A 23693-nucleotide genomic window follows, 5' to 3' on the forward strand; every position below is an offset into this window, starting at 1 on the left:
ATCCATGAGCGAAATGGATGATCTGGCGGCGTTCGCGGTGTTGATCGAGGCCGGCAGTTTTACCTTGGCAGCGCAGCAATTGGGGTGCAGCAAGGGGCAGTTGTCCAAGCGCATCAGTCAGCTGGAAGCGCGGTTTTCCGTGGTGTTATTGCAGCGCACCACGCGTCGGCTGAGCCTGACGGCGGCCGGTGCGGCGTTGTTGCCACAGGCTCAGGCGCTTGTAGTCCAGGTGGAGCGAGCGCGTCAGGCATTGGCGCGATTGAAGGACGACATGGCAGGTCCCGTGCGTATGACGGTTCCGGTGTCGCTGGGGGAAACCTTCTTCGACGGTCTGCTGCTGGACTTCTCGCAGAAATACCCCGAAGTGCAGATCGAGCTGGAGCTGAATAACAGCTACCGCGAGCTGTCCCGCGACGGCTTCGATCTGGCGATCCGCACTGAAGTGGCCAATGACGAGCGACTGGTGGCCAAGCCCTTGCTGGCCTGGCAGGAAATGACCTGCGCCAGCCCGGCTTACCTTGAACGCTTTGGCGAACCGCTCACGCCGCAGGCGCTGGCCGAACACCGTTGCCTGCTCAACAGTCATTACAGCGGTCGCGAGGAATGGCTCTATCACCAGCAGCACGAACTGCTGCGGGTGCGGGTGTCGGGACCGTTCGCCAGCAATCACTACAACCTGTTGAAGAAAGCCGCACTGGCCGGCGCCGGGATCGCTCGCCTGCCGTCCTACCTGTTGCAGGCGGAATTGGCTGACGGCCGATTGCGCTGGCTCCTTCGCGATTTTCAGACCCGGCGCATGCCAATGTACCTGGTGCATCCGTATCAGGGCGGCTTACCGAAACGCACCCAGGTGCTGGCGGATTACCTGATCGGCTGGTTCAAGCTCAGCGGCGAGGCGCTGGACCGGTTGTAGTGCCGGGCGATCAGGTGATCGATCGAGATTTTGCCCGGCCCGGTCGCCATCAGGTACAGCAGCACCGCTGCCCAAGTGCCGTGAGTCGGGTAGGCGTCGGGGTAGACGAATAGCTCGATGACCAGCGTCATGCCCAGCAAGGCCAGCGCCGAAAAACGAGTGGCGAGACCAATCAGGATCAGAATCGGGAAGAAGTGCTCGGCAAACGCAGCCAGATGCGCAGCGATTTCCGGCGACAGTAGCGGCACGTGGTATTCGCTCTGGAACAGCGGAATCGTCGAGTCCGCCAAATGTGGCCAGCCAATCTGGAATGTTCCGTCGATCAAGTCGATGGCCAGGCCCTCGACCTTGGTCTGCCCGGATTTCCAGAACACCGCCGCAATGGAAAAACGTGCGATGAAAGCGATCAGGCTGTGTGGGATTTTTTCCAGCAGCGCGATGGCGCGCGCAACGAGACTGTTCATGACGACACCTTTGGATGGAAATGAGTGATGACTTGGCGGTTGATCAGCAGGGCGAGGGTCTGGCTGAGGTCGAAGGCCTCGGCGGATTCCAGAGCCTGCGTGAGTGACTGGCCGGCCTTGAGCTGGCGAATGAACTGGCTGGCGCCGCGATCCACGGCGAACACCTCGACTTCCAGTCCGTTGCGCAGAATCAACGCGTGTTGGGCGTGAAGAGGATCGATCCTGGCCAGCGTCGTGTCGCGCTGATGCGCGGCCCAGATGTCCACAACGGCGAAGCTTGAATCGAGCAGATGCAGCGAAGGGTGCAGGCCGATGCGCAATTCATTCAGCGCATCGGCATCTGCAAACACAGCAGCGATCCGCTCCTGACTCAGAGGCAACGCATCGGCAGCGTGATAGGCCAGCGTGCGCAAGCGTTCCAGCCGCGCGACATCAGCCAGATAGGGGACGCTCGCGGCAGGTTCGAAACCGCTGATGAAGTCCGCCAGCTCACTGCCGTAGTCGCTCATCAACGGACTGTGTGGCGGATGGTTTTGCACAAAAACTCCAGCCATGGCCCGGAAGAATTCGTCCCCCACCAACTGCATCACCACGGGATAACTGTCGGCCAATCCATTGATCAGCGAACCCTGCACGTTGTTGCGGTACACCGCGAAACGGCTGGCCGGATCGGCACCGTTGGCGCTGCACAAGCCGTCGGGGCAGGGCAGGTCGATATCGAGCAACGCGGCGCTGAATGCGGCTTGAATGCTCATGACCGACCTCCCTCGCACAGCAACAGCGCATCGGCCTGCTGCGCTTCCGCCAACAGCACGTTGAAGGCCGGCACCTGATTGTCCCGTTCGATCAACGTTGCCACCGGGCCGACGCATTCCAGCGCTTGCCGGTACAACGACCAGACCGCTTGATCGATCGGCGCGCCGTGATCGTCGATCAGCAGGCGATCACCGAGGCTGTCGGTATCTTCGGCGAACCCCGCCAGATGAATCTCGCCCACTGCGTGCAGCGGCAGTGCGTCGAGATAGGCCAGGGGATCGCGCTGATGGTTGATGCACGAGACGTAGACATTGTTCACGTCCAGCAACAGACCGCAGCCACTGCGCCGGATGACTTCACGGATGAACTCCGCTTCGTCGATGGTCGAGCGCTCGAACGCCAGATAGGTCGCCGGGTTTTCCAGCAGCATCGGACGCTTGAGGGAGTTCTGTACCTGGTCGATGTGATCGCAGACGCGATTCAGCGTTGGTGTGTCGTACGCCAGAGGCAGCAAATCATTGAGGAACACCGGGCCGTGGCTCGACCAGGCCAGGTGTTCGGAAAAGGAGTGGGGTTGATAGCGTTCGATCAGCGCCGCCAGGCGTTTGAGGTGCTGGACATCCAGCGGGCCTTCGGCACCGATGGACAGCCCGACGCCGTGTAGCGACAGCGGATACGCCTCGCGAATCAAACCCAGAAAATGATGAAACGGGCCGCCGGCCACCATGTAGTTTTCGGCGTGGACTTCGAAGAAACCGATGTCCGGAAGAGCACCGAGCACTTCACGAAAGTGCCCGGTCTTGAGCCCCAGCCCGGCACGGGGCGGGAGCCCGGTGAGGGCTGCCCGAGTGCGGGGGGAGGCATGGTCGCAGGAGGTGATCATGTTCGTCACTCGGGCAGGCCGTGGATCAGGACTTGGCCTTGAAGGCTTCCATCTGACCGAAACCGGTCGGCGAGGTCTTGCTTTCGGTGGTGGTGCAGGTGCCTTTCGGTACGAATTTCCAGGAGTTGGCCTGGTAATCCATTTTCGCCGTGCCTGCGCAGGTGGTGCCGGCACCGGCGGCACAATCGTTATGACCTTTCATGGCCACGCCGAAGCATTTTTCCATGTTGCTGTTGTCGGCGGCCTGAGCGGTCGAAACGGCGGCCATGCTCAGGGCAGAACCGAGGGCCAGAACCAGGGCGGTGGCGGACAGGGTGCGGGTGGTAGCAGTCATGATGTTTCTCCGGTCTTTTACTTGGATTGAACAAGCGAATGCGCTTGCTTGCTCCACTAGAGAAACGACTCGGCGATGCGTTACAGCGATCGATAAAGTTTTTTTTGCCGGACACAAAAAAACGGCCCGAAGGCCGTTTTTTGATTGGAGCGATCCATCAACCGCCGAGGTACGCCTCGCGCACTTTCGGGTCGGTCAGCAGTGCTTCACCGGTGCCTTGCATCACCACCCGACCGTTCTCCAGAACGTACGCACGGTCGGCGATTTTCAGCGCCTGGTTGGCGTTCTGTTCGACCAGGAACACCGTTACACCGTCCTTGCGCAGCTGTTCGATGATGTCGAAGATCTGCTGGATGATGATCGGTGCCAGGCCCAGCGACGGCTCGTCGAGCAACAGCAGTTTCGGCTTGCTCATCAGCGCACGGCCGATGGCGAGCATTTGCTGTTCGCCGCCGGACATGGTGCCGCCGCGCTGGTTGAAGCGTTCTTTCAGGCGCGGGAAAAGGCCGAGAACCTTGTCCATCTGTTCCTGATAGTCGCCCTTGTCGGTGAAGAACCCGCCCATGGACAGGTTTTCTTCGACGGTCAGACGGGCAAACACCCGACGACCTTCCGGCACCACGGCAATGCTCTTGCGCATGATCTGCGACGAGTCCTGGCCGACCAGTTCCTCACCCATGTAGCGGATGCTGCCGCTGTGGGCCTGCGGCGAACCGCACAGCGTCATCAGCAGCGTGGACTTGCCGGCACCGTTGGCGCCGATCAGGGTCACGATCTCGCCCTGGCGGACTTCGACGTTGACGCTGTGCAGTGCCTGGATCTTGCCGTAGAAGGTGGAAACGTTTTCGAACTGCAGCATTTACGCTTCCCCCAGGTAGGCTTTGATCACTTCAGGATTGTCGCGGATCTGGTCCGGCGTGCCGTCGGCCAGGGGCGTGCCCTGGTTGATCACGACGATGTGGTCGGAAATGCTCATGACCAGTTTCATGTCGTGTTCGATCAGCAGCACGGTCACGTTGTGCTCTTCACGCAGCACGCTGATCAGCGCCTTGAGGTCTTCGGTTTCCTTCGGGTTCAGGCCGGCGGCCGGTTCGTCGAGCATGAGGATCCGCGGACGGGTCATCATGCAGCGGGCGATTTCCAGACGACGCTGCTGACCGTAGGCCAGGGTGCCGGCGGGGCGGTTGGCGAACTCTTTCAGGTTGACCTTTTCCAGCCAGTATTCGGCGAACTCCATGGCCTCGCGCTCGCTCTTGCGAAACGCCGGGGTCTTGAACAGGCCGGACAGGAAGTTGGTGTTCAGGTGACGGTGCTGGGCGATCAACAGGTTCTCGACCGCCGTCATGTCCTTGAACAAACGCACGTTCTGGAAGGTGCGCACCACGCCTTTGAGGGCGATCTTGTGGCCCGGCAGGCCGTGGATCGGCTCGCCGTCCAGCAGGATGCTACCGCCCGATGGCTGGTAGAAACCGGTCAGGCAGTTGAACACGGTGGTCTTGCCGGCGCCGTTCGGCCCGATCAGTGCAACCACCTGTTTTTCCTTCACGGTCAGGGCCACGCCGTTGACCGCCAGCAGGCCGCCGAAGCGCATGCTCAAGTTTTCGACTTTAAGGATCTCGCGGCTCATTTTCGCAACTCCATGTGTGGGCGTTGCATCGGCAGCAGACCTTGTGGACGCCAGATCATCATCAACACCATCAGGGCACCGAACATCAACATGCGGTACTCACTGAACTCACGCATCATTTCCGGCAGCAGGATCATCACCACGGCCGCGAGAATCACGCCCAGCTGCGAGCCCATGCCACCCAGCACCACGATGGCGAGGATGATTGCCGACTCGATGAAGGTGAACGATTCCGGCGTCACCAGACCCTGACGGGCAGCGAAGAAGCTGCCGGCGAAACCGGCGAAGCTTGCGCCCAGGGTGAATGCAGAGAGCTTGATCACGGTCGGGTTGAGACCCAGCGCGCGGCAGGCGATTTCATCTTCACGCAGCGCTTCCCACGCACGGCCGATCGGCATGCGCAGCAGGCGGTTGATGATGAACAGTGCGGCCAGCGCCAGCAGCAGGGCAACCAAGTAGAGGAAGATCACCTTGTTGATCGAGTTGTACTGCAGGCCGAAATACTCGTGGAAGGTTTGCAGGCCTTCCGCAGCCTTGCGTTCGAAGGTCAGGCCGAAGAACGTCGGTTTCTCGATGTTGCTGATGCCGTTCGGACCACCGGTGATGTCGGTCAGGTTACGCAGGAACAGGCGGATGATTTCCCCGAAACCGAGGGTCACGATCGCCAGGTAGTCACCGCGCAGACGCAACACAGGGAAGCCCAGCAGGAAGCCGAACGTCGCCGCCATCAAGCCGGCAATCGGCAGACAGATCCAGAAGCTCAGGCCGTAGTAGTGCGACAGCAGCGCGTAGCTGTAGGCGCCGACGGCGTAGAAGCCGACGTAACCCAGGTCGAGCAGACCGGCCAGACCGACCACGATGTTCAGACCGAGGCCGAGCATCACGTAGATCAGGATCAGCGTCGCGATGTCCACCGCACCACGGGAGCCGAAGAACGGCCACACCAGCGCACCGATGATCAGCGCGATGATGAAGTAGCGTTGAGTGGTCGGCAGGGTCAGGAAGTTGCTGGCCTTGGCCGGGATCAGCGGCATGCCCGGCGACGAACGCCACGCCTTGCTGATCTGCTGGTTGAACAGCACCCGCAGGAACATCAGCACCGAGCAGATGGCGATGGTCGCCAGAATGGCCGGGCTGGTGTTGTGCACTTCCAGGTTGATGCCGACGATGGTCAGTTTCAGACCCAGTACCGGATAGGCCACGGCCCAGACCAGCAAGGCGCTAAACAGCGCCTGTTTAAGATTCCTAGTCATACTTTCTCAACCTCCGGACGGCCCAGAATGCCGGTCGGACGGAACAACAGCACCAGAACCAACAAGCCGAAAGCCACGACGTCCTTGTACTGGTCGCCGAAGATATCGGCGCCAAAGGCTTCCGCCACCCCGAGCACCAGCCCGCCGAGCATGGCGCCGGGGATGCTGCCGATCCCGCCCAGTACCGCAGCGGTGAAGGCCTTGAGGCCGACGAGGAAACCGGCGTTCGGGTTGATCACGCCGTATTGCATGCTAAGCAGCACGGCCGCGACGGCCGCCAGCGCAGCACCGATGACGAAGGTCAGGGCGATGATGTTGTTGGTGTTGATGCCCAGCAGGTTGGCCATCTTGATGTCTTCGGCGCAGGCGCGGCAGGCGCGGCCCAGGCGAGAGCGGGAGATGAACAGCGTGAGGCCGAGCATGGCGATCAGGGTCACCACGAACACCACGATTTGCATGTAGGAAATCAGCACTTCATGTGCGCCACCTGGACCGAAGGCGAAGTTGCCCGGAATCAGGTTGGGGATAGCTTTGTCCTTGGAGTCTTGCGCCAGCAGAACCGTGTTCTGCAGGAAGATCGACATACCGATCGCGGAAATCAGCGGGATCAGACGGTTGCTGCCGCGCAACGGGCGGTAGGCAATGCGTTCGATGCTGTATCCGTAGGAGCTGGTGACGACGATGCTGGCGATGAACGCCACAGTCATCAGCAGCGGGACGCTTTCGAGTCCCATCATGGTCAGCCCGGCGATGGCGATGAACGCCACGTAGGAACCGATCATGTACACCTCGCCGTGGGCGAAGTTGATCATTCCAATGATGCCGTAGACCATCGTGTAGCCGATGGCGATCAGGGCATACATGCTGCCAACGTTCAAGCCGTTAACCAGCTGTTGGAAGAAGTGATAGATGTCAGGCATTACAGCGCTCCTAAAAACCTGATACGCATTTCACTGGTGGAGTCATTTTCCCGCCCGGTCCCGTGGATCTTTATCCACTTCGAATCCGGGTTTTGCCAGCGAACCGCTGATGACGGTTTTGAGATTTTCAGGTGGGGAGACTGGCGGATCACGCCAGCGCGGCCCAATACATTCGTAAAACAAAGCCCACGGCACGCCGTGGGCTTTATTGGCAGTCAGTCAGGCAGGGCCTTACTGAGGCGACACTTCGGTTTTAGGTTTGCCGTTGTGCCACTCGTAAACCACGAATTTGAAGTCCTTCAGGTCGCCCTTGTCGTCGAAGCTCAGGTCGCCGGTAGGTGTCTTGAAGGTGCCTTTGTGGATGGCTTCAGCCACTTTGGCAGCATCTTCGGACTTGGCAGCCTTGATACCTTCGGCAATCACTTCAACGGCCGAGTAGGACGGGAACACGAACGGACCGCTCGGGTCTTCTTTCTTGGCCTTGAATGCATCGGCCAGGGCCACGTTGGCCGGATCCTGGTCGAAGGACTTCGGCAGGGTCACCAGCAGGCCTTCGGACGCGTCCTTGGCGATCTGGGTGATCGAGTCGTTACCCACGCCTTCCGGACCCATGAACTTGGCTTTCAGGCCTTTTTCCTGGGCTTGACGCAGGATCAGGCCCAGCTCCGGGTGGTAGCCGCCGTAGTAGACGAAGTCGACGTTGGCTTGCTTGAGTTTGGCGATGATCGCGGAGAAGTCCTTGTCGCCGGCGTTGACGCCTTCGAACACGGCAACTTTGGTGCCTTTCTTCTCGAGAGTGGATTTGACGGCGGTGGCGATGCCTTCACCGTACTGCTGCTTGTCGTGCAGCACGCCGACGATTTTCGGCTTCACGTGATCGGCGATGTAGTTACCGGCGGCAGGGCCCTGGGCGCTGTCCAGACCGATGGTGCGGAAGACCATTTTGTAACCACGGTTGGTGATGTCCGGGCTGGTGGCAGCCGGGGTGATCATGATCACGCCTTCGTCTTCGTAGATGTCCGAAGCAGGCTGGGTGGAGCTGGAGCACAGGTGACCGACCACGAACTTGACGCCGTCGTTGACGACCTTGTTCGCAACCGCTACTGCTTGTTTAGGATCGCAAGCGTCATCGTATTCAACGGCTTCGAGCTTCTTGCCGTCGACGCCGCCTTTGGCGTTGATTTGTTCGATGGCCATTTTCGCGCCACTGAACTGCATGTCGCCGTACTGGGCTACTGGACCGGTTTTAGGGCCGGCGATACCGATCTTGATGGTGTCAGCTGCGAACGAATGGCTGGCAACCCCTGCCAGAACCATAGCGGCAAACAGTTTGGAAATCTGCTTAGTAGCCTTAGTCATAGTGCTCCACTCTTACTGTTGTATTTTTTTAGAGTCCTGACGCCGTAGCAGCAGAACCGGGACAGATATCTAGCGATACCCTCCGGAAAAGCCCCCGGCAACTGTACCGGTACAGTGTAGAGCGCCGGTTGTTGGCCTGGGAAGCTGGCGCCAGGGGGCAAAACCTGAGGGTGTCGCTTAAATGAAAGAAAAAGACAGAATTGCGGCGGGACGTTCAGAGGGCTTATGCCCCAATCATCAGCATTCCTTGGCGTTCCTGCTCTTTTCGTTCGGTACGGCCTTTTGCAACCGGGTTTTTCTGCCGGACCACCGACGTTATTATTCGCGCCGATTTCTTTTCCGGACAGTCCCATGAATCAAGAACCTAGCACCCTCTATGCCAAGCTGCTTGGTGAAACCGCATCTATTACCTGGAAAGAGCTGGAGCGTTTCTACGCCCAGGGTGCCCTATTGTGGGTCGACGCCAGCCTGGATTTGATCGCGGTCGCCGAGGCCGTGGCGTCGGATCAGGGCGAGAAAGTCGCTGCCTGGCTGGCCGAAGACAAGGTCGCCAAGCTGTCTGAAACGCGGGCGCTGGATATTTTCGAGCGCGATCCCGAGATGTGGGCAGTGGTGGTCCGGCCATGGATCCTGGTCCAGGAAAGGGCAGCGGCCTGACGGGTTGCACCTTGGTGGTGCGAGTGCTGGCCGGCAAAAAGTGTGTAGCGGAGTAGCGTGATGGCCGATTGCCGTAGAGAAATGCCACAAGCGGGGGTGGCATAACGGTGACGTAAACGTAACGGGCACAGTTTATTGAGCAGCCTTCGGGCTGCTTAATTGTTTCTGGATGTTGGAAGGGCTGAAATTTTCATCGAGCGTGAGGGCCTCTTCGCGAGCAAGCCCGCTCCCACATTCAACCGCGTTGTGTCAGAAGACATACGGTCAAATGTGGGAGCGGGCTTGCTCGCGAATGGAGGCTACTCGGTCTTCGATCAGACCGAGTAGGTCTTGCCAGTATGGTTATTGAGGGAAATAACCTTGGTCTTGCCGATCCGGTGACGGTAGATCTCGCGCAGGTACTTGATCGACTTCTTCACGCAATCGCGCGACAGGCGAATGTCGTTGATCGAGACAAACTTCTCTTTGTCGTTGATCAGCTCGCGGTACTTCTTCTCGTACATCGGCTTGATCGCGTACCAGTTGGTATCGAGGATCTTCGCCGGGTTCTCGAATTCGTTGAGCAGGTCGTCGATACGGTCTTCGTCGAATTCTTCGTTGATGATGAAGTCGAGGATCGAGTTGTCCAGGGTGTCGTCGAAACGGTACGGGGTCTTGGCGAAGCAACGCTTGATGAACGCCACGATCAGCGTCAGGAAGTCGTCCGACAGGCACGGGCTCTTGGCGATCAGGGTGGTCAGCGACAGGTTGGCCGAGGCGCCGATCACCAGCGCGTAGCGCTTGAGCGTGGTGTTGGGGAACAGGCTGTTGAGGTGGGTCTTCAACCGGTTCAGGTCCATGTACGACAGCTTGTAGTCTTTTGGCAGCGAAACGATCGAGACCACCGACGAGCAGTTCTTGAAGAAGTGCAGGTCATGCAGCGCGGCCGCGTCGTAGCCAGAGTTTTTGTATTGCTCCAGAGACGCGCGATAACGCTTGGATTCGATCGGCAGCAGGCTGATGCCTTCGATCGCCTGGGTCACCTTGTTGAAGTGCGGCAGGTCGATCGAGCGGAAGAACAGGTCGTCGATGTTCAGGCGCTGCGGCTCTTTGTCGAACACCTTGAACTTGTCGCTGCTCGGCGGCGGCGTTTCCGGCACCACGGATTCGGCGTAGGCAATCGCCACCGGGCCGGCCAGACTCATGAACAGGTCGTTGGCATCCAGGCGAATGGTCTCGCCGATGTCGATGCCGGCGCGACGGAAATAGTTCTGGTCGTAGTCGGTCGTGACCGCCTGGGCCGTCAGAATGTTGAAGATCTGTTGTGAGATGTACTGGTTGGCGTGCTTCTCCATCGCATTGACATCAATGTTCTGGATGTTGCCGTCATCGCTCTCTTCGGCGTAACGCATGATGTCGTTGGAGATCAGCATCATCGCGTTCCATGGGCGGATTCGGCCCATGACGCTGGCTTCGCTGCTGTCTTCGTTGGCGAAGTTGTACGAGAAATCCCATTCTTCCGACAGGTATTTGCACAGCAGGCGTCCGGCGTTGATGTGCAGCGCCTCGGACATTTCGCTGCGGTGGTCGGAAATGTTCGGCAGCACGCAGATGCCGCTGGTGAAGATCGGCTCGAACACGAACGAATGACCGCTCTTGCCGTCATGCTCGTCCATCGGCTTGGTGTCGAACGTCTTGTTCATGTACGAATGCTGCTGGGCCAGACCGAACTCCGAAGCCATGCCCGAACCGGTACCGCCGCCGGCACTGAAGATCGAGAAATACAGGCGCGACTGGTTGGCCTTGATGCCGCAGCTGTCGATCAGGTACGAGTGGATCATTTTCCAGTCAGGGCTGGAGAAGCGCTGGGTGTCCTTGTTGAGGATGATCTTCGCCAGGTACTGGCCGAGGATCGGCGCGTTACCGGCGCCACCGGCGTGGACTTCGGACAAGTCCATGATCTTCATCTTGCTGTAGTCGCGCAGGAAACCGCTTTTTTCGCCCTTGCGCGAGAAACGGATGCGCCCGGCGATGTCCTTGTCGAGGTCGCCGAGCATCACCAGCGGTTCCACCAGGAACACCGGTTTGCTGCCCTTGTTCGGGCCGATCCGCAGGTTGGTCTTGATCCACTGCGCCGGGCTGTAGCCCTTGTCGGCCAGGCGACGATCGCTCGAAGGGCGATCTTCGTTGTTGAATTCGTTGAGGTAGAACTTGCGCGCGTTGTACACCAGCTCCGCCACGTCTAGGGCAATGTTGGAGCCGCAACGACCGAGGCCGATCAGGCACACCGACGGGAATTCCTGATCATTGTGCTGCTCGTTGTCGCCTTCCAGGTGCGGCGGGCGCGGGAACACCAGGTCACGCAGGCCATCGAGGTTGTCGAGGATGCGGTCGGTGTTGGTTTCAGTGAAGTACAGGTATTGCTGGGTGCCCAGCGGGCGCGAGGGTGGCAATGGCTTCATCGGGGCAGGGCTGTTCGCCGCAGGGCTCAGAGTCAGATCGGATACCGCAGTGGCCGGATTGTTTTTAGAAGTCATTGTGCGCCATATACCTGGACTGGTTGGATCAACGACCGCTGTCGTCGAGCCTCACGGAATGGGAATCTCGCGTCTTTTTTCTGCGCGTGTTTGGCCCGTGCGTCAGGGTGATGGCCTGAGTGCCGCGCGGGGGAATCCTTTCCTGATTGATGATGGATCGGCCATTATTCGGCGATCTTTAATCAAAAGGAGGCTAAATGATGTCAACGCGACCTTCGTTGGGTTTTGCCGGAATCGGCCTGATGGGCCTGCCAATGTGCCGTCGCTTGCTGGCCGCCGGTTATCCGCTGACCGTGTGGAACCGCAACCCGGCCAAGTGCGCGCCGCTGGTCGAGGCCGGCGCCCGGCAGGTGGCGACCGCCGCTGAACTCTGTGAACAGGCCGATGTGGTGATGCTGTGCCTGGCGGACACGGCGGTGGTGCGCGAGGTGGTGTTCGGCCCGGCCGGTGTGGCCGAAGGGGCGAAACCCGGTCAGTTGCTGGTGGATTTTTCCAGCCTCGAACCGACGGCGACCCGTGAAATGGCGGCTGAGCTGGCCGGCAAGACGGGCATGGCCTGGCTCGATTCGCCGGTGTCCGGCGGAGTGGTCGGGGCTGAGGCGGGTAGTCTGGCGATCATGGTCGGCGGTGATGCAGCGGACCTTGATCGCGTACGCCCGGTGCTGCTCGAACTCGGCCAGCGGGTCACGCACATGGGCGGCGTCGGCGCCGGTCAGGTGACCAAAGCCTGCAATCAGATGATCGTCGCCTGCAATGCCTTGGTGATCGCCGAAGTGGTGGCGCTGGCCGAACAGGCCGGGGTCGATGCCAGCCTGATCGCCGAGGCGCTGGCCGGTGGTTTTGCTGATTCGAAACCGTTGCAGATCCTCGCGCCGCAAATGGCAGAAAGCCGTTTCGAACCGGTGAAGTGGCACGTGCGCACGCTGCTGAAAGATCTGGATACCGCAGTGAAGTTTTCCCGGGAAACCGGCTCGGCGACGCCGATCAGCGGATTGGCCGCACAACTGATGCGCCTGCATGGGGCGCAGGGCTTTTTACAGAAGGATCCAGCGACACTGGTGCAAATGTACCGCGCGCCAGACTCAGCGGATTGACCGTGTGTGCGTGTTTGCGCTGGTTGATTTCCTCCAGTACCGGGCGCAGTTCGGTCAGGGGCACCGGGCGGCTGAGCAGGTAACCCTGAATGAAGTCGCAGCCCGAGCGCTCGAGAAATTCGTATTGCTCCAGGCTTTCGACGCCTTCGGTGACCACCTGCAAGTGCAGGGTGTGCGCCATGACGATGATCGCCTGGACGATCTCCATATCGGCGGTGGCCTTGGGAATGTCGAGGATGAACGAGCGGTCGACCTTCAGGGTGTTGAGCGGCAGGCGCTTGAGATAGGCCAGCGACGAATAACCGGTGCCGAAGTCATCGATCGACAGTGACACGCCGAGGGCGCGGATCTGCCGCAGCAGCACCAGGGTGTTGGCGATGTTGCCCATCAAGGCGTTTTCGGTGACTTCCAGTTCCAGCCGCTCCGGCGCGACGCCGGCACTGCGCAAGGCATGCTCGATTTCATTGGCCAGTTCTTCCCGGGCCAGATTCAGCGGTGAGCAGTTCCAGGCAATCTTCAGTTCCTCACAGCCATGGCGCGACAGCTCGCCGAGGTCTTCACAGGCTTTGCGCAGGACCCAGTTGTCGAGTTCGGCGATCAGGCCGTTGTTTTCGGCGATGGCAATGAAGCGATCCGGGGTGAGCAGGCCGTGCACCGGGTGCTGCCAACGGATCAGCGCTTCAAGTTTGGTGACCTTGCCGGTCTTGAGTTCGAAGATCGGCTGGTAATACAGCATCAGGCCGTTTTCTTCACGCAGGGCGTGGCGCAGTTCCTCCTCCAGTTGCAGTTCGAGGCTGGCGCGGTTTTTCAGGTTGGAATCGAAGAAGTGCACGCCGTTGCGCCCGGCGCCCTTGGACTGGTACAGCGCGAGATCCGCGTGCTTGAGCAGTTCATCGCAGGTAGTGCCGTCTTCGGGGAACAGGCTGATACCGATGCTGGTGGTCATCACCATGCGCCGTCCGGCGAGTTCGATCGGCTCTTTCATCTTGAGCATGATGCGCTGGGCCAGATTGCGCGCTTCTTCGCGGTCGCGCAGGCCGATCAGGATGCAGAACTCGTCGCCGCCGAACCGCGCCACCACGTCTTCATGGCTGCGCACCGAGCCCTTGATGTGCTGGGCGATGACCTTGAGCAGTTCGTCGCCGGCGTCATGGCCGAGGCTGTCGTTGATGCGCTTGAAGTGGTCGATGTCGAGAAACATCACCGCCAGCATCCCGCCTTCGCTGGATTTCTGGCTGAGTTTTTCAGCAAAGATCTGATTGAAGCCGCGCCGGTTGATCAGGTTGGTCAGGGCGTCGTAGTTGGCCACCTGCTGCAGCGACATGCGTGCCTGATCGAGCTGGCTGAGCAGGGCGTTGACCCGGCGCAGATCGTGTTCCTTGTTCTGCAGTTTCTTGTCGGCCAGCGCGGCGCTGATCGCGCTGCCGAGAATCAAAAGCGTGATCAGCGCGACGGTGAGGCCCAACTGCAAGTGACTGGTTTGCGACGCCAGGGTCGGCAATTGCCCTTCGGGCAGCACCAGTTGCAGTGCCGCCATACCAGTGAAGTGCATGCTGAGGATGCCGGCGCCGAGAATCAGCGCCGCCACGTATTTGAGCATCTGGATGTGCAGGCCGCTGCCTTCGCGCAGATATCCGGCGACCCACAGCGCGGCGAAGCTGGCGCCGATGGCGATCACGATCGATGAGATGAACAGGGTGGGGTCGTAGTAAGCCGTGGCGGCGGACTCGATGGCGGCCATGCCGACGTAGTGCATGCCGGCGATGCCCAGGCCGATGACGATGGCGGTCTTGAGGTATTCCAGCAGGCTGGGTTGGGGCGTGCTCAGGGTGTGCATCGCCAGCCAGGATGCCAGTAACGCGATCACCAGGGAAAACAGGGTAACGGGTAGATCGTACTGAATGTCGATCGGCGTCTGGAACGCCAGCATGCTGATGAAATGCATGGCCCAGATGCCGCCGGCCAGGCAGGTTGCGCCGATCCAGCGCCACAGGCGTTGCGAGCCGGGTTCTTCAGCGTGGGCGACCCGTTCGGCCATGTCGAGGGTGGCGAAACTCGCGGCGCAGGCGACCAGGTAGGCCACCAGCACCAACAGGGGATTGTGTGTGCAATTGAGGATGACCTGCCCGCTCTCCGGCTGCTCGGCAACAAATTGCAAACCAAGCCACTCCATAGCATGCCCCGTCTCTGAGTACGTCCTTACTGCGTCATCAACGCAGGCGAATGTCTGGAGTATAGAGGCGGTTTTTGCCGTGCAAGCGGTAGTGGCACATTGGCGCTAATGATTTCGGCATGAACCTCATAGCGATTGGCGCTAAGCGTGGAAATGCCTGAACTCAGGCGACTTCGTTCCAGTGCGGTTGCAGCGGCGGCAGGCCGAAGCGGGCGCGGGCCTTGTCGCAGTCGATGTTCTGTTCGCCGTTTTCCCACGACGCTTCGAACTCGCGGCAGGGGCTGGAACGCTTGTCATAGATCGTGCAGGCCACCGATTTTCCGACTTCGCCCTCCAGCGCGGTACAGCGCGGCGCCTTGCGATCGGTGCCGATCATCGCGACCCGGCTGGGCGTGATCTGAGTGACCAGTTCATCGGGGACGGTCCCGCCGGAGGATGCGCATTCACCCCAGAAAAAAGAAACACGAAAATGGGAACAGCAGGCACCGCAATTCAGACACGGACTGGCTTCGGACATGGGCGGGGGTATCAAAGGGATTGATCGGCAGGATCCGGACGGATCCGGCGGCCATTCTAGGCTTTGCCACGGCGTTGGGAAGGGGGGCGCGAAAGTATTTTTTCATTGCCGGATTTTTCCGTAAAAGCCCCGGTTTCAGGGGGATTCGAAGCATTTCAACGGCTTACGTTTCGTTACACAGCCATGGCTCGTCATCAGGCTGACGAATGATCACAGACAGCCCCGACGAGCGTGACTAGATTGCAGGTTCCGGGCTCGGATGCGTTGGCAGTGAAGCCCTAATAACAATAAAGAGACGGACCCATGCAGAACTCGACCCAAGCGGCGAATGCCTGGCGCATTCTGTTCCTGCTGTTCCTCGCCAACCTGTTCAACTTCTTCGACCGCACCATTCCGGCGATCATCATCGAACCGATCCGCATGGAATGGCACCTCAGCGACTTCCAGCTAGGGATCGTCGGCACCGCGTTCACTCTGGTCTACGCGATTGCCGGCTTACCACTGGGCCGCATGGCCGACACCGGTTCGCGTAGCAAACTGATGGGCTGGGGCCTGGCGACCTGGAGCGCGCTGACTGCCGTGAACGGTCTGGTCGGCAGTTTCTGGAGTTTCCTGCTGGTGCGCATGGGCATCGGCATTGGTGAAGCGAGTTATGCGCCCGCCGCCAACTCGCTGATCGGCGATTTGTTCCCCGCTCACCGCCGGGCCCGGGCCATGGGCATTTTCATGCTTGGCCTGCCGTTGGGGCTGCTGCTGGCCTTCTTCACCATCGGCTGGATGGTCAAGGCGTTCGACAGCTGGCGTGCACCGTTCTTCATCGCCGCCGTACCGGGGCTGGTGCTGGCGGTGTTCATGTTCTTCATCAAGGAACCCAAGCGCGGCGCGGCGGAAACCGTGCAGGTGTCCCAAGAGAAAGTCGACAAACCGATCCGCCGCGTCCTCGCCGTACCGACTTTCCTGTGGCTGGTGATGGCCGGGCTGTGCTTCAACTTTGCGACCTACGCCTGCAACTCGTTTCTGGTGCCGATGCTGCAGCGTTATTTCCTGATGCCGTTGCAGGAAGCGGCGGTGGCGACCGGGGTGATCGTCGGTGTAACCGGGTTGATCGGCCTGACCCTCGGCGGCTGGATCGCCGACAAGATTCACCAGCGCGTAGCCAACGGGCGACTGCTGTTTGCCGCGTTCAGTCTGATCATCTCGACCCTGTGCACGGGGTGGGCGCTGCATGCCGGGCGCATCGAGATCGGGGTGTTTGTCGCGGTGTTCAGTGTGGGCTGGCTGTTCGCTTATAACTTCTACACCTGCGTGTACACGGCGATTCAGGACGTGGTGGAGCCGCGCCTGCGGGCCACGGCGATGGCGCTGTTCTTTGCCGGGTTGTATTTGCTGGGTGGCGGTCTGGGACCGGTGGTGGTGGGCGGTTTGTCGGATCACTTCGCCAAGTCGGCGATGGTCGCGGCGGGCGCCGAGCAGATGACCGAAGCCTTCAAGGCCGTCGGCTTGCATGATGCGATGTACCTGATTCCGGTGGCGCTGTTCCTGACCATGGTGTTCCTGTTCCTCGCCTCGCGGTGTTTTGTGCGGGATGCGAAGCGGATGAAGGAAGGGCTGGTGGCGGTGGTTGAGCCAGAGGTGGCAGCGGTGACTGCGTAATCGCCTTCGCGAGCAAGCCCGCTCCCACAGTTGACCGGGTTCCTTCAGGAGGAAATGCGGTCGAATGTGGGAGCGGGCTTGCTCGCGAAGAGGCAATCAGCCGCGCAGCATAAATATCAGGCAAACAAAAAGGCCCGCATCGCTGCGGGCCTTTTCGTTTTTGGCGAGGGAGCAGGGCGGTTTAGCCCGCCACCAGCACCCGGATCGCTTCCAGTCGCAGCGCAGCCTTGTCGAGCATGGCAAGGCCTTGCTCGCGCTGCTTGCGCAGGGCGTCCAGTTCGCTGTCGCGTACGGTCGGGTTGACCGCTTGCAACGCGGTCAGGCGCGCCAGTTCTTCGTCGGTGTCGGCTGCCAGACGGCGGCGGGCCTCTACCACGCGCTCGGCATGGCGCGGGGTGACCTTGTCTTCACCGGCGTTGATCCGTGGCGTCAGTTGATCGCGCTGGGCCTGGATGAACTTGTTGGCACTGGCGCGCGGCACGCTTTCCAGTTGATCGTTCAGGGTTTCGAAGGCCACGCGCGACGACAGGTCGTTGCCGTTGGCGTCGAGCAGGCAGCGCAGGGCGGCCGGCGGCAGGTAACGGCCCAGTTGCAGCGAGCGCGGGGCAACCACTTCGCTGACGTAGAGCAGTTCCAGCAGCACGGTGCCTGGTTTGAGCGCCTTGTTCTTGATCAGCGCGACGGCGGTGTTGCCCATCGAACCGGACAGCACCAGATCCATGCCGCCCTGCACCATCGGGTGTTCCCAGGTGATGAACTGCATGTCTTCGCGCGACAGCGCCTGGTTGCGGTCGTAGGTGATGGTCACGCCTTCGTCGTCGCCCAGCGGGAAGCTGGCGTCGAGCATTTTCTCGCTCGGCTTGAGGATCAGGGCGTTTTCCGAATGGTCTTCGCTGTCGATGCCGAACGCGTCGAACAGGGTTTCCATGTAGATCGGCAGGGCGAACTGATCGTCCTGTTCGAGGATGTCCTCGACCAGTGCTTCACCTTCGCCGGCGCCGCCGGAGTTGAGTTCCAGCAGGCGGTCGCGACCGGTGTGCAGCTCGGCTTCCAGACGCTCACGCTCGGTGCGCGCTTCGTCGATCAGCGCTTGCCACTCGCCGTCGTCGGCTTCTTCGAGCAGCGGCAGCAGGCGCGGGCCGAACTGATGCTGCAAGGCGTTGCCGGTCGGGCAGGTGTTGAGGAAAGCGTTCAGGGCTTCGTGGTACCACTGGAACAGACGCTCTTGCGGGCTGGTTTCCAGGTAAGGCACGTGCAGTTCGATGATGTGCTTCTGACCGATCCGGTCGAGACGACCGATCCGCTGCTCCAGCAGGTCCGGGTGCGACGGCAGATCGAACAGCACCAGGTGGTGGGCGAACTGGAAGTTGCGACCTTCACTGCCGATTTCCGAGCAGATCAGCACCTGCGCGCCGAATTCTTCGTCGGCGAAGTAGGCAGCGGCGCGGTCACGCTCGAGGATGTTCATGCCTTCGTGGAACACCGTCGCCGGGATGCCGGAGCGCACGCGCAGGGCGTCTTCCAGGTCCATCGCGGTTTCGGCGTGGGCGCAGATCACCAGCACTTTGGTGCGCTTGAGCATTTTCAGCTGATCGATCAGCCACTCGACGCGCGGGTCGAATTTCCACCAGCGTTCTTCTTCGCTGGCGTCCGGCTGGGCCTGGAAGCTGACTTCCGGGTACAGCTCGGCGTGTTCGCCCAGCGGCAGTTCGAGGTATTCGTCGGGGCACGGCAGCGGGTACGGGTGCAGTTTGCGCTCCGGGAAACCCTGCACGGCGGCGCGGGTGTTGCGGAACAGCACGCGGCCGGTGCCGTGGCGGTCGAGCAGTTCACGCACGAGGCGGGCGCTGGCTTCGGTGTCGCCATCGTTGACGGCGGTGAGCAGGGCTTCACCTTCGTTGCCGAGGAAACCGTGGATGGTCTTGTGCGCGGCGGGCGACAGGCGACCCTTGTCCAGCAGCTCCTGAACGGCTTCGGCCACCGGGCGATAGTTTTCGCTCTCGGCGCGGAAGGCGGCCAGGTCATGGAAACGGTTCGGGTCGAGCAGGCGCAGACGGGCGAAGTGGCTGTCCTGGCCGAGCTGTTCCGGGGTCGCGGTGAGCAGCAGCACGCCGGGAATGACTTCGGCCAGCTGTTCAACCAGCGAGTATTCCGGGCTGACTTTATCTTCGTGCCACACCAGGTGGTGGGCTTCGTCGACCACCATCAGGTCCCAACCGGCAGCGAACAGTGCGTCCTGCGCCTTTTCGTCGTCGACCAGCCACTCCAGCGCCACCAGGGCCAGCTGGGTGTCTTCGAACGGGTTGGTGGCATCGCTTTCGATGAAGCGCTCTTCGTCGAACAGCGCGACCTGCAGGTTGAAGCGGCGGCGCATTTCCACCAGCCATTGGTGCTGGAGGTTTTCCGGAACCAGGATCAGCACGCGGTTGGCGCGGCCCGACAGCAGCTGGCGATGGATCACCAGGCCGGCTTCGATGGTCTTGCCCAGACCCACTTCGTCCGCCAGCAATACGCGCGGCGCGATGCGGTCGGCGACTTCACGGGCAATGTGCAGCTGGTGGGCGATCGGTTGTGCACGCACGCCGCCCAGGCCCCACAGCGCGGACTGCAACTGGCGGCTGGTGTGTTCCAGGGTGTGATAACGCAGGGAGAACCACGACAGCGGGTCGATCTGGCCGGCGAACAGACGGTCGCTGGCCAGGCGGAACTGAATGAAGTTCGACAGCTGGGTTTCCGGCAGGGTGACTGCTTCGTTCTGCGCGTTGAGGCCGTGATAGACCATCAGGCCGTCGACGTCGTCGACTTGCTGGACAGTCATCTTCCAGCCTTCGAAGTGAGTGATCGAATCACCGGGCGAGAACCGCACGCGGGTGAGGGGCGCATTCCGTAGCGCGTACTGGCGAGTCTCGCCAGTGGCCGGGTAAAGCACGGTCAACAAGCGGCCGTCCTGTGCCAGAACGGTGCCTAAACCAAGCTCTGCTTCGCTGTCACTGATCCAGCGTTGCCCCGGTTGATACTGCTGCGCCATGCTGCCTGACTCCCACCTTGAAAAAGCGGGCTATCTTAACGGAATGAGGGCCCGAGGCCAAAGGATAAGGAGCCTCGGCCCGGCTTTTAACCGCAATCGGCCAATTGCAGGGAAGATTAGGTCATGCATCGGTTTTACGGGATGTTGCGGCACCCCTGAGTGCCAAACCGGTCACAAGTTTGCGACCGATGGCTCAAGGCACCTTGGGCGCCGCCGATAACCTGCTTACAGGAGACCCTTCATATGCTGCCACCGATGCTCCCCCTGAGCGCCGTGCCGATCACCTCCCAGCAGGATCCGATCCGCCAGCGACCGGATATTCCCCCTGTGGTGCCGGTGCAGGAAAGCTCAAACGAAAGCACCATCGACCTGCAAAAACGCGATCCGGAAGAGGACGGCTATCTGCTGCGCGAAGAGCAGCGCCGCCAGCAGGAACGCGATCGCCGTCGCCGCGAAGCCGACGACGACCCCGAAGCGCACCTCGCCGTGCCCGGCACCGAACTGAACGCCGACAACACCGTGCCGGTGGCGCCGTTGATGGAAGATCAGCCGCGTCAGGGCCTTTGGGTCGACATCGAAATCTGAGGCCGCGCCGCCAGCTCCGTCAGGTTTTCCAGCAACACGTCGATCTCTTCCTGCGTGTTCAAATAGCTCACCGCCACCCGCGCAATATTTGTCAGCCCGCGCGCCTGCATGTCCAGCGGTGTGTAGGACACGCCATTGGCGCCGATGTTGATTCGCCGTTCGGCCAATGTCTGCTTCAGCGCCACGCTGTCCAAGCCTTCGAGCGTGAAGGCGATCAGCCCGGATTGTTGACTGGCCGTTCCGAGATCCCGCAGCGTCAGGCCGGGAATCGCCTTCAAGCGTTGACGCAATTTACTGCTCAGTTGTTCGATGCGCTGGCGGATGGGGACCGCGCCGAGGCGGTTGTACTCCTCCAGCGCATTCGCCAGCCCAGCCAGCAGCGCCAGCGATACTTCACTGGTTTCAAAGCGGCGCGCGTCGTCGCGCAAGGTAAAGCGCTTGCCGTCCCATGGTGCCGACAATACATCGCGTTGCACGGGGAGCAGCCGTTGCAGGAACTGTGGTCGGATGTACATCAGCGCCGTGCCGCGCGGCCCGCGCAGGAACTTGCGACCCGCACCCTTGAGCACGTCGCACTGCAAGGCCTGAACATCGCAAGGCAACTGGCCCAGCGCCTGACCGGCGTCGATGAAATAAGGGATGCCGTGGTGCCGCGCCACGCTGCCGATCTGCGCGGCGGGGTTGATCAGGCCGCCGTTGGCCGGCAGCCAGGTGAGGGCAATCAGCCGCACCTGGCCGTCGATCATCTGCGCCAGGGCTTGCGGGTCGACCGCACCGTGGGCGTCACAAGGAATCACTTCGAGCCGTGCGCCGGCCTTCACCGCTTCGGCCATGCACGCCAGATTGCCGGCCCATTCATGGCGTCCTACCAGAATCCGTTCGCCGGGTTGCCACGGGCCCAGTGCGTTGAACGCCTGGCTCCAGGCTGCCGAGCCGCTGCTGGCGAAGGCGATGTCCTCGGGCTGAGCGTTGAGCAGGGCGGCGGCCGCGTTGCGCGCGCGTTCCTGTACCCGGTTGTCCGCCGCTTCCATCGGCCCGCCGAGTGCTTCGCGTTGCAGCTGTTCGATCACTGCGTCGAGGGTGGCCTGACTTGGCAGCGAGGCGCCGGCGTGGTTGAAGTGGATCACCTGAGCGCAGCCGGGCGTGGCCGCGCGCAGGCGCGAGAGGTCGTCGATGTTCACGGCTTGAGCTCGAAGATCGCGTCGATTTCCACCGCAACACCGGCCGGCAGGCTCGACACGCCGACCGCGGTGCGCACGTGCCGGCCCTTGTCGCCGAGGGCGTTGACCAGCAGATTCGAGGCGCCGTTGGCGACGACGCCCTGAGCCTTGAAATCCGGGGTGGCGGCGACGAAAACCCCGAGGCGCAGGATGCGCACCAGTTTCGTCAGGTCATCGCCCAGTGCATTGCTCAACTGGGCCAACAGGCCCAAGGCAGCCAATTCGGCGGCGTTGGCGCCTTCTTCGTCGGAGATCGCTTCGCCCAGTCGCCCGATAAAGGCAGGTTTGCCGTCGAGCAATGGAATCTGCCCGGAGATGAATAGCTGGTTCTGGCTGACCACATGGTTGACGTAATTGGCGATCGGCTGACTCGGTTCGGGCAGGCGCAGGCCGAGTTGTTGCACGCGTTGGCTGAGGGAATCGGTCATGGGAAGTCCTCCTGAGTGAGGGCTTCAGCATGTTGGTGAGAGCCAAGGGCGACAAACGGATAGATTTAATCCGACGCATCCAAAAAACTCATGCGTGGGCCGTTTCCTCCAGCCACTGGCAGAAACTTTGCGACGCCGGAGTTTGTGGGCGTTGCGGGGTGACCAGCCAATAACCGATCTCGCCGAGCATCGGCGGCGTGTCGAAGGCTGGCACCAGCGCGCCTTCCTTGACCCGGCGTTCGATCATTTGTTGGCGCCCCATGGCAATGCCCTGACCGGCGACGGCCGCTTCAACGACGATGTTGTAGTCGTGGAGCATGACGCTGGGCACATGAGCCAGATCGATGCCGCTGTGTTGCTGCCAGTCGATCCATTCGAACGGCTGGTGCGACTTGGCCATCAGCAACGGGCCGTTGGTCACGCCTTTAGCCTTGAAGGCCGGGCTGCACACTGGTGTCAGGGTTTCGCTCATGAACCGGTTTGCCTCGACTTTCGCCCAGCCGCCCTTGCCATAGCGGATCGCCAGATCCACCTCGCCAGCGTCGACATCGGCCAGTTGCACGGCGGGCAGCAGTTCGACATGGGTGTTCGGGTATTTCGCGTTGAAATCCGCCAGACGCGGTGCCAGCCATAAAGTGGCGAAGGAGGCGAGCAGACCGATGCGCAGAGTGGTGGGGCGCTCGCCGCGCAGGTCGTGGGTGGCGGCGGCAATCGCGGCGAGAGCCGGTTGGATTTGCCGGTAATACTGTTCGCCAGCAGGTGTCAGATCGATCGCCCGGGTGCGGCGCACGAACAGTCGCTGATCGAGGAATTCTTCGAGTTTGTGCACCTGATGGCTGATCGCACTTTGGGTCACCGACAGCTCGTCGGCAGCCTTGATGAAACTCAAATGGCGGGCCACGGCCTCAAAGGCGCGCAAGGCCATCAGCGGTGGCAGATCCTGATGCAGGGGCACGGCGCAGATCCTTCGTATTCAGGGCGAGGCGCCGATTGTGCGGGCAAATCCGGTGGGCGGTACATGAATTGTTGTAGAGCGTTCAGGTCAGTGGCTGGTCAGCGCCTGCGCGAGGCCGCATTATTGGCGCAGTCCTGTCGGTGATCCGGCAGTTGTGATTCAGTCCAAGCGATGCACCGAACGCCATGAGCCAAGACGACAAGCTGATCGACCTCAACACTGAACGCGCCAAGCGGGTTCATGACCTCAACGAGAAGCGCCTGAATGAAGTACGCCAGGCTTTCGAGCAGGCCATGCCATTGGGTAAACCGAAGAAAAAGCCGAAAAACAAACCGAAAAAGCGTTGATCTCCCCTGCA

The 23693-nt window shown here is 61.1% G+C and carries 22 protein-coding genes; 6 read left to right on the plus strand and 16 right to left on the minus strand.

What is annotated here, in order from left to right; genetic code table 11:
• The first annotated feature begins 4 nt into the window (after positions 1-4).
• Positions 5-913, plus strand: coding sequence for a LysR family transcriptional regulator (locus QR290_RS07635; protein ID WP_115076807.1), 909 nt, complete (start codon positions 5-7; stop codon positions 911-913).
• Here the strand turns inward: QR290_RS07635 and QR290_RS07640 are convergent.
• The 9 genes from QR290_RS07640 to QR290_RS07680 all read right to left on the minus strand — a co-directional run bounded on the left by QR290_RS07640 (position 862) and on the right by QR290_RS07680 (position 8509).
• Positions 862-1377 (minus strand): DoxX family protein, encoded by a 516-nt coding sequence (locus tag QR290_RS07640; RefSeq protein WP_289204642.1) that lies wholly within the window; start codon positions 1375-1377, stop codon positions 862-864. The two genes, QR290_RS07635 and QR290_RS07640, sit on opposite strands and share 52 nt — an antisense overlap.
• Positions 1374-2132 (minus strand): HvfC/BufC N-terminal domain-containing protein, encoded by a 759-nt coding sequence (locus tag QR290_RS07645; protein ID WP_289204643.1) that lies wholly within the window; start codon positions 2130-2132, stop codon positions 1374-1376. Before QR290_RS07645 ends, QR290_RS07640 begins: the two co-directional genes overlap by 4 nt.
• On the minus strand, positions 2129-3016 hold the full coding sequence (bufB, locus tag QR290_RS07650) for an MNIO family bufferin maturase (RefSeq protein WP_289204644.1): 888 nt from the start codon (positions 3014-3016) through the stop codon (positions 2129-2131). The genes QR290_RS07645 and bufB overlap by 4 nt, the downstream gene beginning before the upstream one ends.
• Before the next feature lie 25 nt (positions 3017-3041).
• Entirely contained in the window at positions 3042-3350 is a 309-nt protein-coding gene (locus QR290_RS07655) for a BufA1 family periplasmic bufferin-type metallophore (protein WP_085729915.1), read from the minus strand.
• A gap of 157 nt (positions 3351-3507) precedes the next feature.
• Positions 3508-4209, minus strand: a complete 702-nt coding sequence (locus QR290_RS07660; protein ID WP_003222380.1) for an ABC transporter ATP-binding protein — start codon at positions 4207-4209, stop codon at positions 3508-3510.
• Positions 4210-4977 carry a high-affinity branched-chain amino acid ABC transporter ATP-binding protein LivG gene (livG, locus tag QR290_RS07665; RefSeq protein ID WP_085683272.1) on the minus strand — a complete coding sequence of 256 codons (768 nt, stop codon included), beginning with the start codon at positions 4975-4977 and terminating at the stop codon, positions 4210-4212.
• Entirely contained in the window at positions 4974-6230 is a 1257-nt protein-coding gene (locus tag QR290_RS07670; RefSeq protein ID WP_115076811.1) for a high-affinity branched-chain amino acid ABC transporter permease LivM, read from the minus strand. Before QR290_RS07670 ends, livG begins: the two co-directional genes overlap by 4 nt.
• Positions 6227-7150 (minus strand): high-affinity branched-chain amino acid ABC transporter permease LivH, encoded by a 924-nt coding sequence (gene livH, locus QR290_RS07675; protein ID WP_007959165.1) that lies wholly within the window; start codon positions 7148-7150, stop codon positions 6227-6229. Before livH ends, QR290_RS07670 begins: the two co-directional genes overlap by 4 nt.
• A gap of 231 nt (positions 7151-7381) precedes the next feature.
• On the minus strand, positions 7382-8509 hold the full coding sequence (locus tag QR290_RS07680) for a branched-chain amino acid ABC transporter substrate-binding protein (protein WP_039771394.1): 1128 nt from the start codon (positions 8507-8509) through the stop codon (positions 7382-7384).
• A 351-nt stretch (positions 8510-8860) separates the two neighbouring features.
• On the opposite strand from QR290_RS07680, the gene QR290_RS07685 reads away from it, so the two are divergent.
• Positions 8861-9166 (plus strand): DUF2288 domain-containing protein, encoded by a 306-nt coding sequence (locus tag QR290_RS07685; protein WP_007959169.1) that lies wholly within the window; start codon positions 8861-8863, stop codon positions 9164-9166.
• 314 nt (positions 9167-9480) lie between these two features.
• Here QR290_RS07685 and QR290_RS07690 read toward each other — a convergent pair whose 3' ends face one another.
• The gene (locus tag QR290_RS07690) at positions 9481-11682 is read right to left on the minus strand and encodes a hypothetical protein (protein WP_289204645.1); all 2202 of its coding nucleotides are present in this window, start codon (positions 11680-11682) and stop codon (positions 9481-9483) included.
• A 197-nt stretch (positions 11683-11879) separates the two neighbouring features.
• Here QR290_RS07690 and QR290_RS07695 point away from each other — a divergent pair, with 197 nt between their 5' ends.
• A complete protein-coding gene (locus QR290_RS07695; RefSeq protein WP_289204646.1) occupies positions 11880-12776 on the plus strand; it encodes an NAD(P)-dependent oxidoreductase in 897 nt (298 codons plus the stop codon).
• On the opposite strand, the gene QR290_RS07700 is transcribed toward QR290_RS07695, so the two are convergent.
• Together QR290_RS07700 and QR290_RS07705 are read right to left on the minus strand one after the other, a co-directional pair.
• The gene (locus tag QR290_RS07700; protein WP_289204647.1) at positions 12667-14949 is read right to left on the minus strand and encodes a putative bifunctional diguanylate cyclase/phosphodiesterase; all 2283 of its coding nucleotides are present in this window, start codon (positions 14947-14949) and stop codon (positions 12667-12669) included. The two genes, QR290_RS07695 and QR290_RS07700, sit on opposite strands and share 110 nt — an antisense overlap.
• Positions 14950-15112: 163 nt before the next feature.
• A complete protein-coding gene (locus QR290_RS07705; protein ID WP_115076815.1) occupies positions 15113-15466 on the minus strand; it encodes a YkgJ family cysteine cluster protein in 354 nt (117 codons plus the stop codon).
• A 303-nt stretch (positions 15467-15769) separates the two neighbouring features.
• Between QR290_RS07705 and QR290_RS07710 the strand changes: the two genes are divergently transcribed.
• Positions 15770-17119 carry a spinster family MFS transporter gene (locus tag QR290_RS07710; RefSeq protein WP_115076816.1) on the plus strand — a complete coding sequence of 450 codons (1350 nt, stop codon included), beginning with the start codon at positions 15770-15772 and terminating at the stop codon, positions 17117-17119.
• Between the two features lie 181 nt (positions 17120-17300).
• Here QR290_RS07710 and rapA read toward each other — a convergent pair whose 3' ends face one another.
• A complete protein-coding gene (rapA, locus tag QR290_RS07715) occupies positions 17301-20147 on the minus strand; it encodes an RNA polymerase-associated protein RapA (protein ID WP_289204648.1) in 2847 nt (948 codons plus the stop codon).
• Positions 20148-20390: 243 nt separating this feature from the next.
• Here rapA and QR290_RS07720 point away from each other — a divergent pair, with 243 nt between their 5' ends.
• Positions 20391-20732 (plus strand): hypothetical protein, encoded by a 342-nt coding sequence (locus QR290_RS07720; RefSeq protein ID WP_007959194.1) that lies wholly within the window; start codon positions 20391-20393, stop codon positions 20730-20732.
• Here the strand turns inward: QR290_RS07720 and QR290_RS07725 are convergent.
• The 3 genes from QR290_RS07725 to QR290_RS07735 form a co-directional block, all read right to left on the minus strand.
• Entirely contained in the window at positions 20702-21913 is a 1212-nt protein-coding gene (locus tag QR290_RS07725; protein ID WP_115076818.1) for an aminotransferase class V-fold PLP-dependent enzyme, read from the minus strand. The two genes, QR290_RS07720 and QR290_RS07725, sit on opposite strands and share 31 nt — an antisense overlap.
• Positions 21910-22380: a RidA family protein gene (locus QR290_RS07730; RefSeq protein ID WP_289204649.1), complete on the minus strand. Its 471-nt coding sequence runs from the start codon at positions 22378-22380 to the stop codon at positions 21910-21912. Before QR290_RS07730 ends, QR290_RS07725 begins: the two co-directional genes overlap by 4 nt.
• Before the next feature lie 88 nt (positions 22381-22468).
• Positions 22469-23335 carry a LysR substrate-binding domain-containing protein gene (locus tag QR290_RS07735; RefSeq protein ID WP_289204650.1) on the minus strand — a complete coding sequence of 289 codons (867 nt, stop codon included), beginning with the start codon at positions 23333-23335 and terminating at the stop codon, positions 22469-22471.
• 185 nt (positions 23336-23520) lie between these two features.
• On the opposite strand from QR290_RS07735, the gene QR290_RS07740 reads away from it, so the two are divergent.
• Positions 23521-23682 (plus strand): hypothetical protein, encoded by a 162-nt coding sequence (locus tag QR290_RS07740; protein WP_007959203.1) that lies wholly within the window; start codon positions 23521-23523, stop codon positions 23680-23682.
• The last annotated feature ends 11 nt before the right edge of the window (positions 23683-23693 follow it).

Source organism: Pseudomonas fluorescens (assembly GCF_030344995.1).
GTDB classification, from domain to species: Bacteria; Pseudomonadota; Gammaproteobacteria; order Pseudomonadales; family Pseudomonadaceae; genus Aquipseudomonas; species Aquipseudomonas fluorescens_BF.

Bases quoted from the DNA above. Each gene is read 5' to 3' on its own strand.
- livG (WP_085683272.1), bottom strand. From the start codon at position 4,977: ATGAGCCGCGAGATCCTTAAAGTCGAAAACTTGAGCATGCGCTTCGGC.
- QR290_RS07705 (WP_115076815.1), bottom strand. From the start codon at position 15,466: ATGTCCGAAGCCAGTCCGTGTCTGAATTGCGGTGCCTGCTGTTCCCAT.
- QR290_RS07635 (WP_115076807.1), top strand. From the start codon at position 5: ATGAGCGAAATGGATGATCTGGCGGCGTTCGCGGTGTTGATCGAGGCC.
- QR290_RS07660 (WP_003222380.1), bottom strand. From the start codon at position 4,209: ATGCTGCAGTTCGAAAACGTTTCCACCTTCTACGGCAAGATCCAGGCA.
- QR290_RS07645 (WP_289204643.1), bottom strand. From the start codon at position 2,132: ATGAGCATTCAAGCCGCATTCAGCGCCGCGTTGCTCGATATCGACCTG.
- QR290_RS07640 (WP_289204642.1), bottom strand. From the start codon at position 1,377: ATGAACAGTCTCGTTGCGCGCGCCATCGCGCTGCTGGAAAAAATCCCA.
- QR290_RS07700 (WP_289204647.1), bottom strand. From the start codon at position 14,949: ATGGAGTGGCTTGGTTTGCAATTTGTTGCCGAGCAGCCGGAGAGCGGG.
- QR290_RS07680 (WP_039771394.1), bottom strand. From the start codon at position 8,509: ATGACTAAGGCTACTAAGCAGATTTCCAAACTGTTTGCCGCTATGGTT.
- QR290_RS07655 (WP_085729915.1), bottom strand. From the start codon at position 3,350: ATGACTGCTACCACCCGCACCCTGTCCGCCACCGCCCTGGTTCTGGCC.
- bufB (WP_289204644.1), bottom strand. From the start codon at position 3,016: ATGATCACCTCCTGCGACCATGCCTCCCCCCGCACTCGGGCAGCCCTC.
- QR290_RS07670 (WP_115076811.1), bottom strand. From the start codon at position 6,230: ATGACTAGGAATCTTAAACAGGCGCTGTTTAGCGCCTTGCTGGTCTGG.
- QR290_RS07695 (WP_289204646.1), top strand. From the start codon at position 11,880: ATGATGTCAACGCGACCTTCGTTGGGTTTTGCCGGAATCGGCCTGATG.
- QR290_RS07690 (WP_289204645.1), bottom strand. From the start codon at position 11,682: ATGACTTCTAAAAACAATCCGGCCACTGCGGTATCCGATCTGACTCTG.
- QR290_RS07710 (WP_115076816.1), top strand. From the start codon at position 15,770: ATGCAGAACTCGACCCAAGCGGCGAATGCCTGGCGCATTCTGTTCCTG.
- QR290_RS07720 (WP_007959194.1), top strand. From the start codon at position 20,391: ATGCTGCCACCGATGCTCCCCCTGAGCGCCGTGCCGATCACCTCCCAG.
- QR290_RS07685 (WP_007959169.1), top strand. From the start codon at position 8,861: ATGAATCAAGAACCTAGCACCCTCTATGCCAAGCTGCTTGGTGAAACC.
- rapA (WP_289204648.1), bottom strand. From the start codon at position 20,147: ATGGCGCAGCAGTATCAACCGGGGCAACGCTGGATCAGTGACAGCGAA.
- livH (WP_007959165.1), bottom strand. From the start codon at position 7,150: ATGCCTGACATCTATCACTTCTTCCAACAGCTGGTTAACGGCTTGAAC.
- QR290_RS07730 (WP_289204649.1), bottom strand. From the start codon at position 22,380: ATGACCGATTCCCTCAGCCAACGCGTGCAACAACTCGGCCTGCGCCTG.
- QR290_RS07740 (WP_007959203.1), top strand. From the start codon at position 23,521: ATGAGCCAAGACGACAAGCTGATCGACCTCAACACTGAACGCGCCAAG.